This is a genomic window from Chryseobacterium sp. GP-SGM7 (genome assembly GCF_049166575.1).
Lineage (GTDB): Bacteria > Bacteroidota > Bacteroidia > Flavobacteriales > Weeksellaceae > Chryseobacterium.
In genome coordinates, this window is the sequence record NZ_JBMHFF010000002.1 from 542611 (window position 1) to 559143 (window position 16533).

Annotated in this window: 9 protein-coding genes; all 9 read left to right on the forward strand. The window is 38.4% G+C overall.

The window, feature by feature from the left end:
* The first annotated feature begins 113 nt into the window (after window positions 1–113).
* The 9 genes from ACOOWA_RS11240 (at window position 114) to ACOOWA_RS11280 (ending at window position 16078) form a co-directional block, all read left to right on the forward strand.
* A complete protein-coding gene (locus ACOOWA_RS11240; protein WP_421375291.1) occupies window positions 114–2879 on the forward strand; it encodes a substrate-binding domain-containing protein in 2766 nt (921 codons plus the stop codon).
* A 296-nt stretch (window positions 2880–3175) separates the two neighbouring features.
* On the forward strand, window positions 3176–3637 hold the full coding sequence (locus ACOOWA_RS11245; protein ID WP_421375293.1) for a GNAT family N-acetyltransferase: 462 nt from the start codon (window positions 3176–3178) through the stop codon (window positions 3635–3637).
* A gap of 338 nt (window positions 3638–3975) precedes the next feature.
* The gene (locus ACOOWA_RS11250; protein WP_421375294.1) at window positions 3976–5289 is read left to right on the forward strand and encodes a sugar porter family MFS transporter; all 1314 of its coding nucleotides are present in this window, start codon (window positions 3976–3978) and stop codon (window positions 5287–5289) included.
* 346 nt (window positions 5290–5635) lie between these two features.
* Window positions 5636–7192, forward strand: coding sequence for a glycoside hydrolase family 32 protein (locus tag ACOOWA_RS11255; RefSeq protein WP_421375296.1), 1557 nt, complete (start codon window positions 5636–5638; stop codon window positions 7190–7192).
* A gap of 15 nt (window positions 7193–7207) precedes the next feature.
* Window positions 7208–10309, forward strand: a complete 3102-nt coding sequence (locus tag ACOOWA_RS11260) for a SusC/RagA family TonB-linked outer membrane protein (protein WP_421375298.1) — start codon at window positions 7208–7210, stop codon at window positions 10307–10309.
* A 111-nt stretch (window positions 10310–10420) separates the two neighbouring features.
* Window positions 10421–12118, forward strand: a complete 1698-nt coding sequence (locus ACOOWA_RS11265; protein ID WP_421375300.1) for a RagB/SusD family nutrient uptake outer membrane protein — start codon at window positions 10421–10423, stop codon at window positions 12116–12118.
* A 101-nt stretch (window positions 12119–12219) separates the two neighbouring features.
* Entirely contained in the window at window positions 12220–13614 is a 1395-nt protein-coding gene (locus ACOOWA_RS11270; RefSeq protein WP_421375302.1) for a DUF4960 domain-containing protein, read from the forward strand.
* 10 nt (window positions 13615–13624) lie between these two features.
* Window positions 13625–15163: a glycoside hydrolase domain-containing protein gene (locus tag ACOOWA_RS11275; RefSeq protein ID WP_421375303.1), complete on the forward strand. Its 1539-nt coding sequence runs from the start codon at window positions 13625–13627 to the stop codon at window positions 15161–15163.
* Between the two features lie 3 nt (window positions 15164–15166).
* A complete protein-coding gene (locus tag ACOOWA_RS11280) occupies window positions 15167–16078 on the forward strand; it encodes a carbohydrate kinase family protein (protein ID WP_421375305.1) in 912 nt (303 codons plus the stop codon).
* Window positions 16079–16533: the final 455 nt, after the last annotated feature.

Consider the following 16533-nt stretch of genomic DNA (forward strand, 5'->3'; position numbering starts at 1 on the left):
ACAAAATTGTAACATCTGTATTTTATTACCCAAACGATTTCACTTTCATTTAACAGAAAATAGCATAACCAAAAATTGTGGGTGTGAAACATCTTTATTAATATTGTGTTAATATGTCCACGAAAAAAGTTTTTAGCGAATTTGGCGTTCTCAGGATTTGTGCAATTTTACTTTTGTTGCTGATGACTTTATCGGCGTGTAAAAATGCTTCCGAAAAATCAGATAAAATAAATATAGGCTTTTCGCAAGGTTTGGGAAATCATCCTTGGCGACAGTCGATGAATCACTCGATGGCGATTCAGGCATCATTGCATTCTGAGGTGGAATTGAGCATCAGCAAAGCAGAAGGTTCTGTTAAAAAACAGATTCAGGATATTCAAAAAATGATTGATAGCGGAGTAGATATTATCATTATTTCTCCCATTGAACCCAATTCATTGATTCCGGTTGTAGAAAAGGCATTTGAAAAAAAAATTCCTGTTATTCTCGTCGACAGGAAAATTAATTCCTCAAAATATACAACTTACATTGGTGCAGACAATGTTGAAATAGGAAAAGAAGCAGCCAAATACATTCTTTCTGATTCTAAAAATCTGAAAAAAATTATTGAAATAAAAGGTGACGACAATTCTTCACCAACGGTTGAAAGGAGTTCAGGTTTCGGGCAGACCATCAAAAATAATCCAGATGCCGAATTGATAAAAACTTTCAAAGGCCTTCCCGCAGAAGCTTTCAGAAAAACGCTGGATTCTTTGAGAAATCAGAGTTTATACGTTTTTACTTTTAATGATGAGCTTGCTTCTCAGGCGTGGCAAATTGCAAGAAACGAAGGCCTGGAAAATCAAATCAAATTCATCGGTGTCGATGGCCTTAATACCAAAGACGGCGGAATTCAGATGGTTTTAGATGGAAAATTAAACGCAACTTTACTTTATCCTACAGGTGGTGCAGAAGCGATTGAAACGGCCATCAAAATCTACAATGGGCAAACGCCTCTGAAACGCATCAAACTCAGCACAACCATTATTGACAGGTTGAATGCCGAAATTATGCGAAATCAGTTTGACAAAATTATCGAGCAGCAAGGTGTGATAGAAAATCAGGTCAACGCCGTGAAAAAACAGACCGAATTGTATTCTTCCCAAAAGGAACTATTTCGCTGGTCGGTCGTTTTGCTGATATTAATGTTTTGTCTGGTCGCTTATTCCATCTACCTGATTTATGCTATTAAAATCAAAAATAAACAATTGACGCTTACCAACGAAAGAATCACCATTCAGCGGAACCAGATTGAGATGATTGCCGATGAACTCAAGCAAAGCAACGAAGCAAGGGTCAATTTCTTTACAGGTTTGTCTCACGAGTTTAAAACACCGATAACGCTGATTATGAGTTCTTTAGAGTCGCTGAAAGATACCTTTAAAAGCAAAGGTACAAAACCTTCATATGAAATTGAGCTCATCAATAAAAATTCTAACCGCTTGCTTCGTTTGGTAGATAATCTTTTAGATTTCAGGAAAATAGAGAATAAAACATTTAATCTTCGGGTGTCGAAAACCAATATTTACGATTTTACTTACGGGATTTTCAGGGATTTTGAGAATGAGGCCAAAAAGAGAAATATAAGGTTTGAAATTCATTCTGCCAACAAAAACCAGGAACTTTATATTGACCGGAATCTGATGGATAAAGTGTATTTCAACCTTTTGTCTAATGCTTTCAAATTTACACCAGACAACGGAAAAATCGAAATTACGATTCTGGAAAAAGGCAATCATGTGGTTATTAAATTTAAAGATAACGGCATCGGAATTCCTGAAAAAGAAATTGGCAGCGTTTTCGAGGCGTATTTCAAAGGTTCCAACAATCGGAAAAACAGCTCGGGAATCGGTCTTCATCTCACTCGCCAATTTGTGGAACTTCATCTCGGGAAAATCGAAGTCAGCTCTTTTCAGGGAACAGAATTTGTCATTAGTCTCTATAAAGGCAATAAGCATTTCAACGAAGATCAAATGATAAAAGAACCGGGCGTGACAGATGCGGAGACTCTGGCAAAAGATGAGGTTTTTACAGAAATAGAAAGTGAAATTTTTCCATCCAATCCGGAAAATCAATCTGAGCGGTATTCTTTACTTTTGGTGGAAGACAATTCAGATTTGTCATTTTTCCTCAGTAATAAGCTGAAATCTGAATTTGATGTAATGGTTTCTGATGGTACAGATGCGATTGACAAAGCTTTGAAAGAGATTCCTGATATTATCATCTGTGACGTGAATCTCCCAGACAAAAACGGTTTTGAAATCTGTGAAATTCTGAAAAATGACCTTAGAACTTCTCATATTCCCGTCATTTTGCTAACAGCTTTAGATAATAAAGAATCTTATCTCCAGGGTCTGAAATCCGGTGTTGACCTTTATCTTACCAAGCCGTTCAGCTATCCGATTCTTACGCAATCTTTACGGGCATTGCTTTACAATCGTGAAAAACTACGCTATTATTACACCAATAATATCGGCAGAATTGTAGACAGCAAATCGTTCGGAAGTATCGAGCAGACTTTTGTCAATAACCTGAACCAAATTATCCAAACCAATATCGACAATGCAGAATTTTCCGTAGAAAATCTTGCAGATCTGCTGAATATCTCACGAATTCAGCTTTACAGAAAGATTAAAGCGATGTTTGATGTAAGTGTAAGCGATTATATCAGCAACATTCGTCTGGAACAGGCAAAATCGATGCTTCAAAACCCCGAGCTGACTATTTCCGAAATTGCCTACAAAACAGGATTCTCTTCTCCGAATTATTTCTCCACGGTTTTTAAAAACAAGTTTGGTGTGTCGCCCAATGTTTTCAGGAAGAGTGCGGGTAATGAATGATAATTTTATTTAGGTTTATACTTTTCAAAATAAATTTTATGAATGTCCGTTTTTAATCATAACTCTAAATCAACAGTCATTTTATCATTCCGATTCCTATGACAAGCAAACTCTTAAAACTAAATGATTATCAGTTACGGACATTCATATAAATTTTAATTAGATAATATTTTATTGTGTTATTTATTTTTGTAAAAAGGTTTCAAAAAACAAAATGATTTTGAATTCCGGCTGAATTATCGTCTGTATTTTAATGGGAAGCTAAAAAAATCGAAACCGAAAAAAAAAGCAGAGATATGAAACCCGACAATTATAAAATACTTCTTATTCCACTCCAAATACAGGATTTTAAACAATACTATCATTTATATTATCCGGATTCGTATAATGATTATGAGAATTTAGCAATTGACTTTACACAAGATATTTTGCAGCGTTGTAATGAGATTTTTACAATTAGAATGATTGAAAATAAAAATCAAATAATAGGCGATTGTGCACTTCATCATTGGAATCAGCTTAAAAATGAAATTGAAATCGGTGGTTCCTTAAAGCCTGAATTTTGGGGTAAAGGGATTATGGCAGATGCTTTTAAGATACTAATAAATTTGGCGAAGGATAAATATAATGTGCAGACTATTGTGGCAAAAACTGAAAAATCCAATTCAAAAGCAATAAAATTTGCTTCTAAATTAGGTTTTAATTTAGTAATTAATGAAAATAAGAAAGAGGTGAAGTTAATTAAACATTTGGTATAAAAAATTAATTGATAACTTCCATTTAATATTTATCAGTTCTTTTCTAAATATAATTTTGTGTAATTGATAAACACATTTGGTTAATATGCTATTAATAAAAATTGGTATCACTTTTCAAAAAGCTAGAAAACAGTGAAACAATTCTATAGATCGATGTAACATTTTTGAAACATCTTTATAATTTTTTAAAATAAATTTATTATAAGTTTCTGATTATTAAATAATTATAATGTGTTAACAAATAATTAACCCTGACGAAATATTTTGTTACATAATTAGACCTTCCCATTACCATCTCAGGATATATTAGCCACAAACAAATAAATAATTTCTTTGAGATGAATAAAATTGTATTGTGGTCTGTTACCGCTGCATTGGCAGGATTTCTTTTCGGTTTTGATGTGGTGGTGATTTCCGGAGCCGACAAAAAACTACAGGCGCTTTGGCAGAGTTCAGATGCTTTCCACGGAGCAGTCGTGATGGGAATGGCATTATGGGGAACGGTTATCGGCGCTATCTTCGGTGGAATCCCGACCAACAAGTTCGGACGCAAAAAAACGCTCTTGGCAATTGGCGTTCTATACGCACTTTCTGCCATAGGGACTGCTTTCTCCAATGATCCTTATATATTTGCATTTTTCAGATTTATGGGCGGTTTGGGCGTTGGTGCATCCACCATTGCTGCACCGGCATACATTTCCGAGATTGCTCCCGCAAAAGACCGTGGCAGATTGGTTTCCCTATATCAGTTCAATATTGTTTTGGGGATTTTAGTGGCATTTTTATCCAATTATCTGCTCAGTGGAATTGGTGATAATGATTGGCGTTGGATGTTGGGAGTGCAGGCCATTCCGGCAACAATTTACACACTTTGCGTTTTTATCATTCCGGAAAGTCCAAGGTGGCTCGTTTCACAAGGCAGAATAGAAGAAGCCAAAAAGGTAATGAAAATCGTGAGTCCTGATCAGGATTCTGAAACACTCATAAGACAGATGGAAGACGACCACGCCGATTCGCCAAGGGAAAATATCTTTATGAAGAAGTATAGATTCCCATTGATATTGGCTTTCCTTGTTGCATTTTTCAACCAGATGTCGGGAATCAATGCTTTTTTATATTATGCTCCAAGAATATTTGGCGAGGCAGGTTTGGGCGAAAAAACGGCGTTACTCAGCAGCATCGGAATCGGGATTATCAATATGGTTTTCACACTCGTTGGTGTTAATCTTATTGATAAAGTGGGAAGAAAAACATTGATGTTCATTGGCTCTATCGGGTATATTATTTCGCTGGGACTCGTATCTATGGCGTTTTACTTCCATTGGACAGGTTTGGCAATTCCGGTATTTTTATTCCTGTTCATCGCTTCGCATGCCATCGGACAGGGAACGGTAATCTGGGTTTTCATTTCTGAGATTTTCCCCAATCATCTCCGCGCATCCGGACAGGCTTTTGGGAGTTCTACGCATTGGGTTTTGGCAGCGATCATTCCGTCGCTCATTCCCACATTATTCTCCACTATAGGAGCTGGAACTGTATTTTTAGTCTTTACGGTTGCGATGCTGTTCCAGTTGTTGTTCGTGATTTTTATGATGCCCGAAACCAAAGGCGTTTCCCTGGAAAAATTGAGCAAAACATTAACGAAAGAATAAAAAATTCTGTAGAACTGCCAAATCAGCGAGTAATAATTTATAACAGAAATTTGGGCAGCTTTATCCGCCCTCCGTTCCCGCTTTTTTCCGGCATTGCGAAGCAAGTTCAGACTTCAAAAAGAAATATCCGGCATCCGCAATGCCAGAAAAAGTGCTCCACTCAGGTCGGGCTGCGGGATTCGGTATAAAACAAGACTTGTCATAAAAAATAATATTTGACTCACTTACATATCTGAATGAAAACTTTATCAGGTTCAAAAAAATCAAAAAAAAAGTCAAATCCAACCAAAAAAAATTGAAATCTGCCAAATCCGCAAAATCTGCGTGAAACAGAAAAATAATCCTAATGAAAAAAATAATATCAACCTTAATTATCGCTGCCACTTTCCAATCAGGACTCCACGCACAGTCAGATTCCAAACCATCGGAAGAACAGCTTTACCGTCCCAATTTTCATTTTACGCCCAAAAAAGGCTGGATGAACGACCCAAACGGACTCTATTATAAAGATGACGCTTACCATCTCTTTTTCCAGTATTATCCCGATGGAAACAAATGGGGACCGATGCATTGGGGACATGCGACCAGCAAAGATCTTGTGAAGTGGGAAGAAACTGACATTGCACTTTATCCTGATGATTTGGGATACATTTTCTCAGGAAGTGCGGTTGTGGACAAAAATAATACTTCTGGTTTTGGAGATTCCAAAAATAATCCTGTGGTTGCCATTTACACCTATCACAATCCAAACCGTGAAAAAGATGGCAAAATTGACGTGGAATCTCAGGGAATCGCTTATTCGCTTGACAACAGCAAAACGTGGACAAAATATAGCTCAAACCCAGTATTGAAAAATCCTGGAATCCGTGATTTCCGTGATCCGAAAGTCATTTGGGATGCCAAAAGAAAACAATGGGTAATGGCTTTGGCAGCGCAGGACAGAGCGCATTTATACACCTCAAAAAATCTTAAAAACTGGACTTTTCAATCCGAATTCGGGAAAGATTTGGGCGGTCACGGCGGCGTTTGGGAATGCCCTGATTTATTCCCGTTGAAACTTGAAGGTTCAAATGAGGAAAAATGGGTTCTGATTGTGAATATCAATCCGGGTGGTCCGAATAATGGTTCTGCCGGACAATATTTTGTCGGAGATTTTGATGGCAAAACCTTTAAAATAGACGAATTATTCACAAAACAGCTCAACAAAGAAAAAGCAGCCTGGCTGGATTGGGGAAAAGATAATTATGCAAGTGTTTCCTTTGATAATGTTCCTCAGGATAAAAGAATCATTATTGGCTGGATGAGCAATTGGGAATATGCGCAGGAAGTTCCTACAGAAACCTGGAGAAGCAGTATGACCGTGGCAAGGGAAGTTTCACTCAAAAAAACAAAGGATGGGTATATTCTTAAAAATATTCCCGTTGCTCAGCTGAAAAAATATCATGAAAAATCAATCCGGAAAACCATCAATATAAAAGCAGAAAATCAATTGGTCGGTAAATCGGAAATTGACCTCAGCAAAGCCATTATCGACTTAGATTTAAAAAAAATGAGTTCAGGAAAATACACTTTCGCCTTGAAAAATACTTTGGGAGAGCAAGTCCTTTTCGGGATTGATAACAAAGCAAAAGAACTGTTCATAGACCGCTCCAAATCGGGGAAAACAGATTTCGGGAAAAATTACGCAACATCTGTTACCAAAGCACCACTCAGTCAGGTCTATTCCAATGCAAAAATGAAGCTGATTATTGACAAAGCATCTATCGAAATCTTCTTCAACGACGGCGAAAAAGTCCTCACAGAAATCTTCTTCCCGAATGAAAACTTCTCAGAACTGACATTAAACACAGACACTAATGGAAGTTCTTTAGTTTTCAATGCTTATCAGCTAAACATTAAATAAAAAAACTATATCATAATGAAGAAATATAAAATTGCAATTGCCTTTTGTCTTCTTCCGTTTTCCTACATCTTTGCACAGGAAATCATTAAGGGAAAGGTGCTTTCGCCCAATCAGAAACCACTGAGCGGCGTTACCGTAACGGTTTCGGAAACCGGCGTAAGTACAACAACCGACAGTAGCGGAACATTCCAAATCAATGATTTGCAGAAAGGAAATACGCTTGTTTTCACCTATCCCGATTATTCCACTCAGGAAGTCATTGTGGATGAAAAAACGGTGCTTAACATCGTTCTGGCTGCCGATAAAGTGAAAAACATAGATGAGGTCGTAGTAACCGGCTATACCAAGCAGAAAAAAGCCGACATCACAGGTGCTGTTTCCATCGTTGATATGAAAGATTTGAACAAACAAGGTGAACCGAATCCCATCAAATCTTTGCAGGGAAGAGTTGCTGGTGTGAATATCACGACAGACGGTTCGCCTTCCGGTGGAAATACCAAAGTTCTTATCCGTGGTGTCGGAACTTTGAATAATACAGACCCGCTTTATGTGATAGACGGCGTTCCCACAAAAGCCGGAATGCACGAACTTAATTCCGGTGATATAGAATCGATGCAGGTTTTGAAAGACGCTTCTTCTGCAAGTATTTACGGTTCTAGGGCGGCAAACGGTGTGATTATCATTACTACGAAAAAAGGAAAAAAAGGCAAAACAAGAATCGACCTGAATTATTACACTGCCTTTTCCCAATATGCCAAAAAAACAGAAGTTCTGAATGCAAAACAGTTCGGACAAGTTCTTTGGCAGGCAAATATTAACGATGGTCTGAATCCGAATCTAAATAATCTGAGCTACAATTTCGACTGGGGCGTTCAGAATGGTGTTCCAACTTTGTACAACAGTTTCGTTCCCGAATATCTGGATGCGGGAAAAACCATCAAATCTGCCAATACCAACTGGTACGATGAGGTTTCCCAGACTGGCGTTGCCAATTCTTTGGATGTTGCGGCTTCGAGTTCGTCCGACAAAGGTTCTTATTACTTCTCGATGGGTTATTATGACAATGACGGCATCGTGAAGCTTACCAATTTCAAAAGATTATCTGCCCGTGTGAATACTTCGTACAATTTCTTCGATGGTAAATTGAAAATCGGGGAAAATTTTACCTATACCAAAACCAATGAACTGATGGACCCGGGCGTTTTGGACCCTGCTTTGAGAGCCTTGCCGATTATTCCTGTTCATACTGTGGACGGAATCGGGTGGGGCGGTCCGGTTGGTGGGATGAATGACCGTCAGAATCCTGTCCGTCTTTTGGAATACAACAAAGACAACGGTTATCGTTACCAAAGGTTTTTCGGAAATGTTTATGCGGAATTGCAACCAGTGAAAAACCTGACTTTGAAATCAAGTTTTGGGGTTGACTTTTCCAATTATTACAAAAGAATGCTGCAAAGAAGCTATGTTTCCGGTTATCTTCAGAATAAAACCAATGCAGTAAATATTGACCAGTCCGATACTGAAAAATGGACTTGGACAAACACTGCTCAGTATACTGCCAAAGCTGGAAATCATCATTTCGATTTGCTGGGCGGAATGGAGATGTACAAAGATACTTACAACAATACCTGGCTCAGAAAAGAAGGATTTCTGATAGAAACACCTGATTATATGTATCCTGATGCCGGAACAGGTGATGCGTTCAATGGCGGAAGTTCTACTTATTACAGCTTACTGTCCTACTTCGGAAAGTTTTCTTATGATTATGATAATCGCTATTTATTTTCTGCAACGGTACGTTATGACGGTTCATCAAGATTTGGAAAAAACAACCGTTTCGGAACATTCCCTGCATTTTCAGCAGGTTGGAGAATCAATAAAGAAGATTTTGCGGAGAAAGTGATTCCGTTTTTCTCAGATTTGAGGTTGAGAGCAGGTTGGGGACAGACTGGAAATCAGGAAATCAGCAACTCGGCGGTGTATTCGCTTTACATTGCCAATTATGCAGGCGGAAATCCGACATGGGCAACTTCTTACGGAACGGCTTATGATATTTCCGGTGTCGGAAGTGGTTTATTACCTTCAGGGTTCATCGCAACCCAGACCAAAAATGATGATTTGAAATGGGAAACCACCACACAGACCAACCTTGGTTTGGATTTCGGATTTTTCAACCAAAAACTGACGGGAAGTGTAGATATTTATAAAAAAGATACCAAAGATATCCTCGTATTGCCACCATATTTAGGCGTGATTGGCGAAGGCGGAAACCGCTGGATTAATGGTGCTTCAATGGAGAACAAAGGGATTGAGGTTGCTTTAGGTTATCAGGACAAAACTTCCGGTGGATTTGGCTATGAGATTTCAGGGAATTTCTCAATGAACAAAAATCAGATTACCGCATTACCACAATCCGTTATCAACAATTATGGTGGAAACGGAACCACGGATAATATCCTCGGAAGACCCATTAATTCAATGTATGGCTATGTAGCCGATGGACTTTTCAGAACGCAGTCCGAGGTGGATAATTCTGCCACACAGCCGGGAAAAGGTTTGGGAAGAATCCGTTATGCTGATTTGAATGGCGATGGCATTATCGATGACAAAGACAGAACGTGGATAGGAAATCCGAATCCGGGGTTTATGTACGGAATCAATCTTAATTTCTCCTACAAAAACTTCGATTTGTCAACTTTCTGGCAAGGCATCAGCGATGTGGACGTTATCAATTCCAAAAAATACCAGACTGATTTCTGGAGTGTGGATGATGTAGGTTCTAACAAAGGAACAAGGTTGCTCAATGCATGGTCGGCACAGAATCCGAACTCTGATATTCCGGCATTGACAACGGTGGACAACAACGCAGAATCCAGATTTTCATCCTATTATGTGGAGAACGGAAGTTATCTGAAATTAAGAGTTTTACAGCTGGGTTACAGTATTCCTAAAAATGTGTTGGAACAATATAAAATCACGAATTTCAGAATTTATATCAGTGCGCAGAATCTATTGACCATCAAATCCAAAAGTTTCACAGGCATCGACCCGGAAACGCCGGCCTTCGGTTATCCGCTTCCGTTGACGTTTAATTTTGGAGTTAATTTATCATTATAAGATTTGAATAAAACACTCGCAGATTTTCCAGATTTAACGGATTAAAAAATTAAAATCAGCTTGATTGTCGAAATCGGCGAAACTAAAAACTTTTAAAATAATATTAAAACAATGAAAAAACATATCATTTTTACAATAGCCTGCGCTTTCCTTTTGGGAACAGTTTCCTGCAACGATTTTCTGGATAATGAGCCAAGAGGCGTTCTTTCCGAAACTGATGTGGTAACACCGCAGAATGTGGATGGTTTTGTCGTAGCTGCTTATGCTTCTATGGGAAATGACCATTACGATACGCCTTTCAGCCTTTGGCCTTACGGAAATGTTCGTTCGGATGATGCCTACAAAGGCGGAAGCGGAACCAATGATATTCAGGCATTTCACTTTTTTGAAATCTCCAATAATATCCGTTCAGATTTTGGCGAATTAGACCGTCTCTGGTATCTTAATTATGTAGGAATCGGACGATGCAACAAGGCGATTGCGGCATTGAACCAACTTTCTGATGCTCAATATCCAAATAAGCAGAAACGAATTGCTGAGATGAAATTCGTGAGAGGACATTTTTATTTTTTACTGAAAGAACTTTTCAAATATGTGCCTTACGTGGATGAGAACACGCCAGTTGACGATTATCCTAAAATCTCCAACCGAGCGAAAACCGACCAGCAATTGTGGGATGCCATTGCTTCCGATTTTGAATTTGCAGCTGCGAATCTTCCATCAACACAATCCGAAGTAGGGAGGCCGAAGAAAAGTGCCGCATACGCTTACCTTTCAAAAGTTAGGTTGTACCAAGCCTATGAGCAGGACAGTAATTATTCTGTAACTCAAATCAATCCGGCAACACTTCAGAAATCCATTGATGCCGCCAATCAGGTTATCGGAAACTATACTTTGGAATCAGATTTTGGGTATAATTTTCTTCCGGGAACGCATGAAAACGGTCCGGAGTCGGTTTTCTCCATTCAATATTCAGACAATGACGGAACACTTTTCGGAAGGCTGAATTATGGTGATGTTCTCTCATTGCCGCAAGGTTTGGGATGTTGTGATTTCCACAAACCAAGCCAGAATCTTGTGAACGCCTTCAAGACAACACCTCAAGGTCTTCCGATGTTCGATACTTATAACGATACAGATTTGAATTATAATCAGCTTAATAATTACAAGGTTGACCCGAGATTATACCACACCGTTGCGTTGCCTGGATTACCATGGAAATATGAGGAAGCCAAAATCTATCAGGAAAGCTGGAACAGAAGTCCGGGAACCTACGGTTATTATGCTTCATTAAAGGAAAATGTACCTGTCGGATGTGGCTGTACCGTGAATGTCGACCCATTCTATGGTAATTCTAAAAACAGAATCATCATCCGTTATTCTGATGTTTTGCTGATGAAAGCCGAAGCGTTAATTGAACTTGGACAGCAAGATGCCGCACTACCATTGATTAATCAGGTAAGACAACGTGCTTCGAACAGTACGGTTTTAACAGGAAGTTACACCTCAAACAATCTTATCAGCCAATATCAGCCGGGTGTAAACTGCACCTGGAATCAGGATTTTGCAAGAAAAGCTTTACGTTGGGAACGCAGAATGGAATTTGCAATGGAAGGAAGCCGTTTTTTCGACCTTGTGAGATGGGGAACAGCGACTGCAACGATGAACGGCTATTATTCGGTAGAAAAAACGAAGAGGTCTTACTATTCTCATGCAGGATTTGACCACGGCATCGAAGAATATTGCCCGATTCCATTGGCTCAGATTAATTTCAGCCAAGGTGTTTACAAACAGAATAATGGTTATTAAAATTCGACAGATATGAAATCGCCATTAAAAAAATTTGCAAACAAACACTTATGAAGATTTGGCGATAACATATGGCAAATAAAAACAATAAACATCTATATATGAAAACAATTTTAATTAAATTTCAAATAGCCCTGATGTTGCTGATTTCTGCAATATTGATTGTGTCTTGCGATAGTGCGATGGAAGACGGTCTAGTAACAGATGTTTCGGTGAACGTTTCTTCCTTTAAAGTAAACGGAGTTTCAGGAGACATTGATAATAAAAATGATAAAATCACGGTGACGCTGCCATACGGAACAAGTGTAACCACATTATCTCCAGCCATCGAAATTCCACAGGGTTCGGTAATTTCTCCGGCTTCAGGAATAGTGCAGAATTTTTCACAACCTGTAAAATATCGTGTAAAAAACGGAAATATCTATAAAGATTATCAGGTAACAGTTCAGGCTCAGATTCCGATTATCAGTTTTAAAATCAATGGATTATCGGCAACAATTAATCACTCAAGTAAAAGTATTTCACTAGTAATGCCGGAAGGAACCAATTTAACAGCCTTGCAACCTGTAATAGAAATGGCAAACGGAGTGAGCATCAATCCGGCATCGGGTACAGCAATTAATTTCAGCAGTCCTGTACAGTTCACTGTTTCCAATTCGAATCTGACTGAAATCTATACCGCAAAAGTTACAACACCGGTTTCGGGACCAACCGTTGCATTTTTGGGAACAGCTTCCACAAGAACAGGTTTGACGAATCCTGATGAAATCGCTGCTTCTGACTGGCTTTTCGGAAAATATTCCGGAGCAGTTTATGTGTCTTTGGCAGATGTGGCGAGCGGTACGGCTAATCTGACAGGCATTAATGTGATTTGGTGGCATTTTGATTCGGCAACCGCTCTACCGAACGATGCACTGAATGCGAATGTGACCTCAAAAATTAAAACCTATCTGAATGCAGGCGGAAATATTCTGTTAACCGGATTTGCTTCACAATACGTGGATGCTTTGGGAATCGTGCCTTCCGGAAAAGGGCCGAACAATGTTTTTGGGGATTTCCCTCCTAACGGATTTATAGATGCCAATAACGATTGGGGGATTTCCTTTAAAGGTCACGAAACGCATCCAGTTTTTGACGGACTTCAAACCTATGAACCAGGAAAAGCTAATCTTTTGCAAAAAGGAACATTCCGATTAAATCACACGGCATGGTGGTTTTTACCGGATTGGGGCGGATATGGAAATGGTGCAGGATGGAGAACCCAGACTGGAGGAAATAACCTTGCCAGCGAAGCTTGGGACGATAATCTGGACGGGCGTGTAGGAATCGCTGAATTTCCAGGTGGAACGGCGAATAAAAAGTGTATCATTATTTCAATGGGTGCTTACGACTGGTACAACGAAACATCAAACGGAAATCCTAGCCAACCCAACGGATTCCTGGATAATATCAAAAAACTGACGGATAACAGTCTCAATTATCTTGCAACAAATTAATTCAGAAACAATGACAATCAGAAAAATATATTTAACGGCCATATTAGGTTTGGCGATTTTTTCCTGCCAAAGTCAGGATTCGATTACAGAATTGAGTCAGGACGAGATTTTCAATCAGACCAATATTTTTCCGCAACCGCCCAATCAATGGATGGGAAATGGCAATCCTTATTACACCGCCGGTTACGTAGGGGATGCAATGCCATATTATGAAAACGGAAAATTTCACCTTTTTTTCCTGCACGATGCCAAAACCAAACCTGCAGGCGAAGGTTTTCACGATATTCACAGCTTCGAAACGACCAATTTTAAAGATTTTACTTATCAGGGAAGACAGATTCCTTACGGTTTAGCATCAGAGCCCGATTTTGGTGTTGGAACCGGAAGTATGGTGAAAGCTGGAAACATTTATTATTACTATTATACGGGGCATAATGCCATTGCTTCTTTTTTATCGGGTAATCCGAGGGAAAGTGTGCTTCTGGCGACGAGTACAGATATGAAAAACTGGACGAAGGTGAAGAATTTTAAAATCACGGCTCCGGCTGGCTATTATGATTATGAATTTCGTGATCCGCACGTTTTTTTCAACGCAGAAGACGGAAAATACTGGATGTTGGTTTCAGCACAGACTTCGGCAAAAAAAGCTGTCGTGTTAAAATTTACCACTACCAATCCTGCAAATGGAAACTGGACAGTAGAAAATCCTATTTACACCACTTCATCTTCAGAAAATTATATAATGCTGGAATGTCCTGACCTTTTCAAAATGGGCAATTACTGGTATCTTGTTTTTTCTGAAAACTGGAGCAGCAATGCCGGAACCCACTACAGAATGGCAACATCACCAAACGGACCCTGGACTACGCCTGCGAACGATAGGCTGGATGGCTCTTATTTCTACGCCGCAAAAACCGTTTCAGACAATACAGACCGCTATATTGTGGGTTGGACTGCCCGAAAAGTTCCGGAAAGCAATACAGGAGGAAAGGATTGGGCAGGAAATCTTGTCACACACAAGCTGGCTCAGAATACAGACGGAACTTTAGCGGTAAAACCAATTTCTGCCTTACAATCTGTCTTTGGAAAGAATGCCACACTTTTGGTGGATAAAATTACAGGAAATGCGTCTCAGAATGGTAATAGCTTTAATTTTTCCGCAAATTCCCAGGTGATGTTTGGTCAACTTCAGAAAGCCAATCAAATCAGCTTTACTTTGAATTCTTCTGCTAATGGAAAATCGGGATTGATTCTGGCTCAGGATAATGAAGGCAAAAATGGTTTTAAAATTTCATTTGAACCTTCTGCCAACAGAATTGCAAGCTATGTAATAAATGGCGGAAGTGAAGAATTTTCCAATTCATATCCGTTATCAGTAATTTCTGGAAACAGTTATAATGTGACGGTTTTTATCAGTAACGACGTTTGTGTTGTTTACGTGAATAATAAAATAGCTTTCAGCAACAGGGTTTATGATATTGTCAACAAAAAATGGAGTATTTTTGGTTCAGACAGTTCATTCACTAATATTAACATCAAAAATCCTTAATCCATGTTTCTTAACAAAAAAATAAATGCAGTAAGTTACGGAGAAGTGCTCTTCGATGTTTTTGGAGAAGAAAAGAAAATCGGTGGTGCGCCGCTCAATTTGGCACTTAGAACGGCTTCATTTGGTTTTCCTGTATCAATGATTAGTGCGGTTGGAAATGATCAGGATGGAAAAATAATTTGCGATTACATCAAAGATAATCAGGTTAATATCGGAGGAATTACCACAACGCCTGATTACGAAACGGGAATAGTTCTGGTAACATTGAATAAACGTGGTTCGGCGACGTATGAGATCAAATTTCCGTCTGCCTGGGATTTTATCGAAGCGAATGAAAACACCAAGAATATCATTAAAAATGCTGATGTTTTTTTCTTCGGAAGTTTGATTTGCAGAAATGATGTTTCAAAAAACACACTTTTCAGTTTGCTGGATTCCAGTTATGAAATGTTTAAGGTTTTTGATGTAAACCTTCGAAAACCTTTTTACAATATTGAGCTTCTGAAACAGCTGATGAATAAAGCCGATTTTATTAAATTTAATGATGAAGAAATCCTGGAAATTGCTTCAGGATTAGGTTTAAAATCTGACAATCTTGAAGAAAATATTCAGTTTATCTCAGAAAAAACCCATACAAAATCAATCTGTGTTACTTTGGGAAAGCACGGTTCATTATTGTTATGGAAAGGGAAAATGTACCAACACGGCGGTTATCCTGTAAAAGTGGCAGATACTGTTGGCGCAGGCGATTCTTTTTTAGCCAGTCTGATTGCGAAATTGCTTTCAGATGAAAATCCGGACGATGCTCTTAATTTCGCAAGCGCAGTCGGTGCTTTGGTAGCGAGCTGTACCGGTGCAAATCCTAAGCTAGAAAGCTCTGAAATCAATAACTTTCTGAAGCAAAACGCTTTTTGATATGCGCAGCATTCTAAATTGCTGAAGTAACACATTATCATTTAAACGATATATAAAGTCTTCTTCTCTAAGCTTTGGAGAAGAAGACTTTTTAAAATTTCTAATCGAAGGTATTTTTATAATTGCTGTTAAAAAAACTCATGAATAATTAGTAACTAGAATTTCTAATAATTTTGGGTGATGAGTATAGGGATTATGAATTTAAATTTACAGATGGATCAAATAATATTGAAATAAATCTTGAATATGAAATCTTTGAAAATAAATGATTTTCAGAATTTTTTTTAACTTTTAGCGAAAAAATATCGAAACATTTACTCAAAGATTTTAAAAGAATTATAAAATTAAATAATGCTGTCGTATAACATCTATGAGCATTTATAAAAATATTTTTTTTAATGATTAATTCTTAAGCCGAATTAAACAAGAAGCACGAAATTCATTTTTATCTGTTG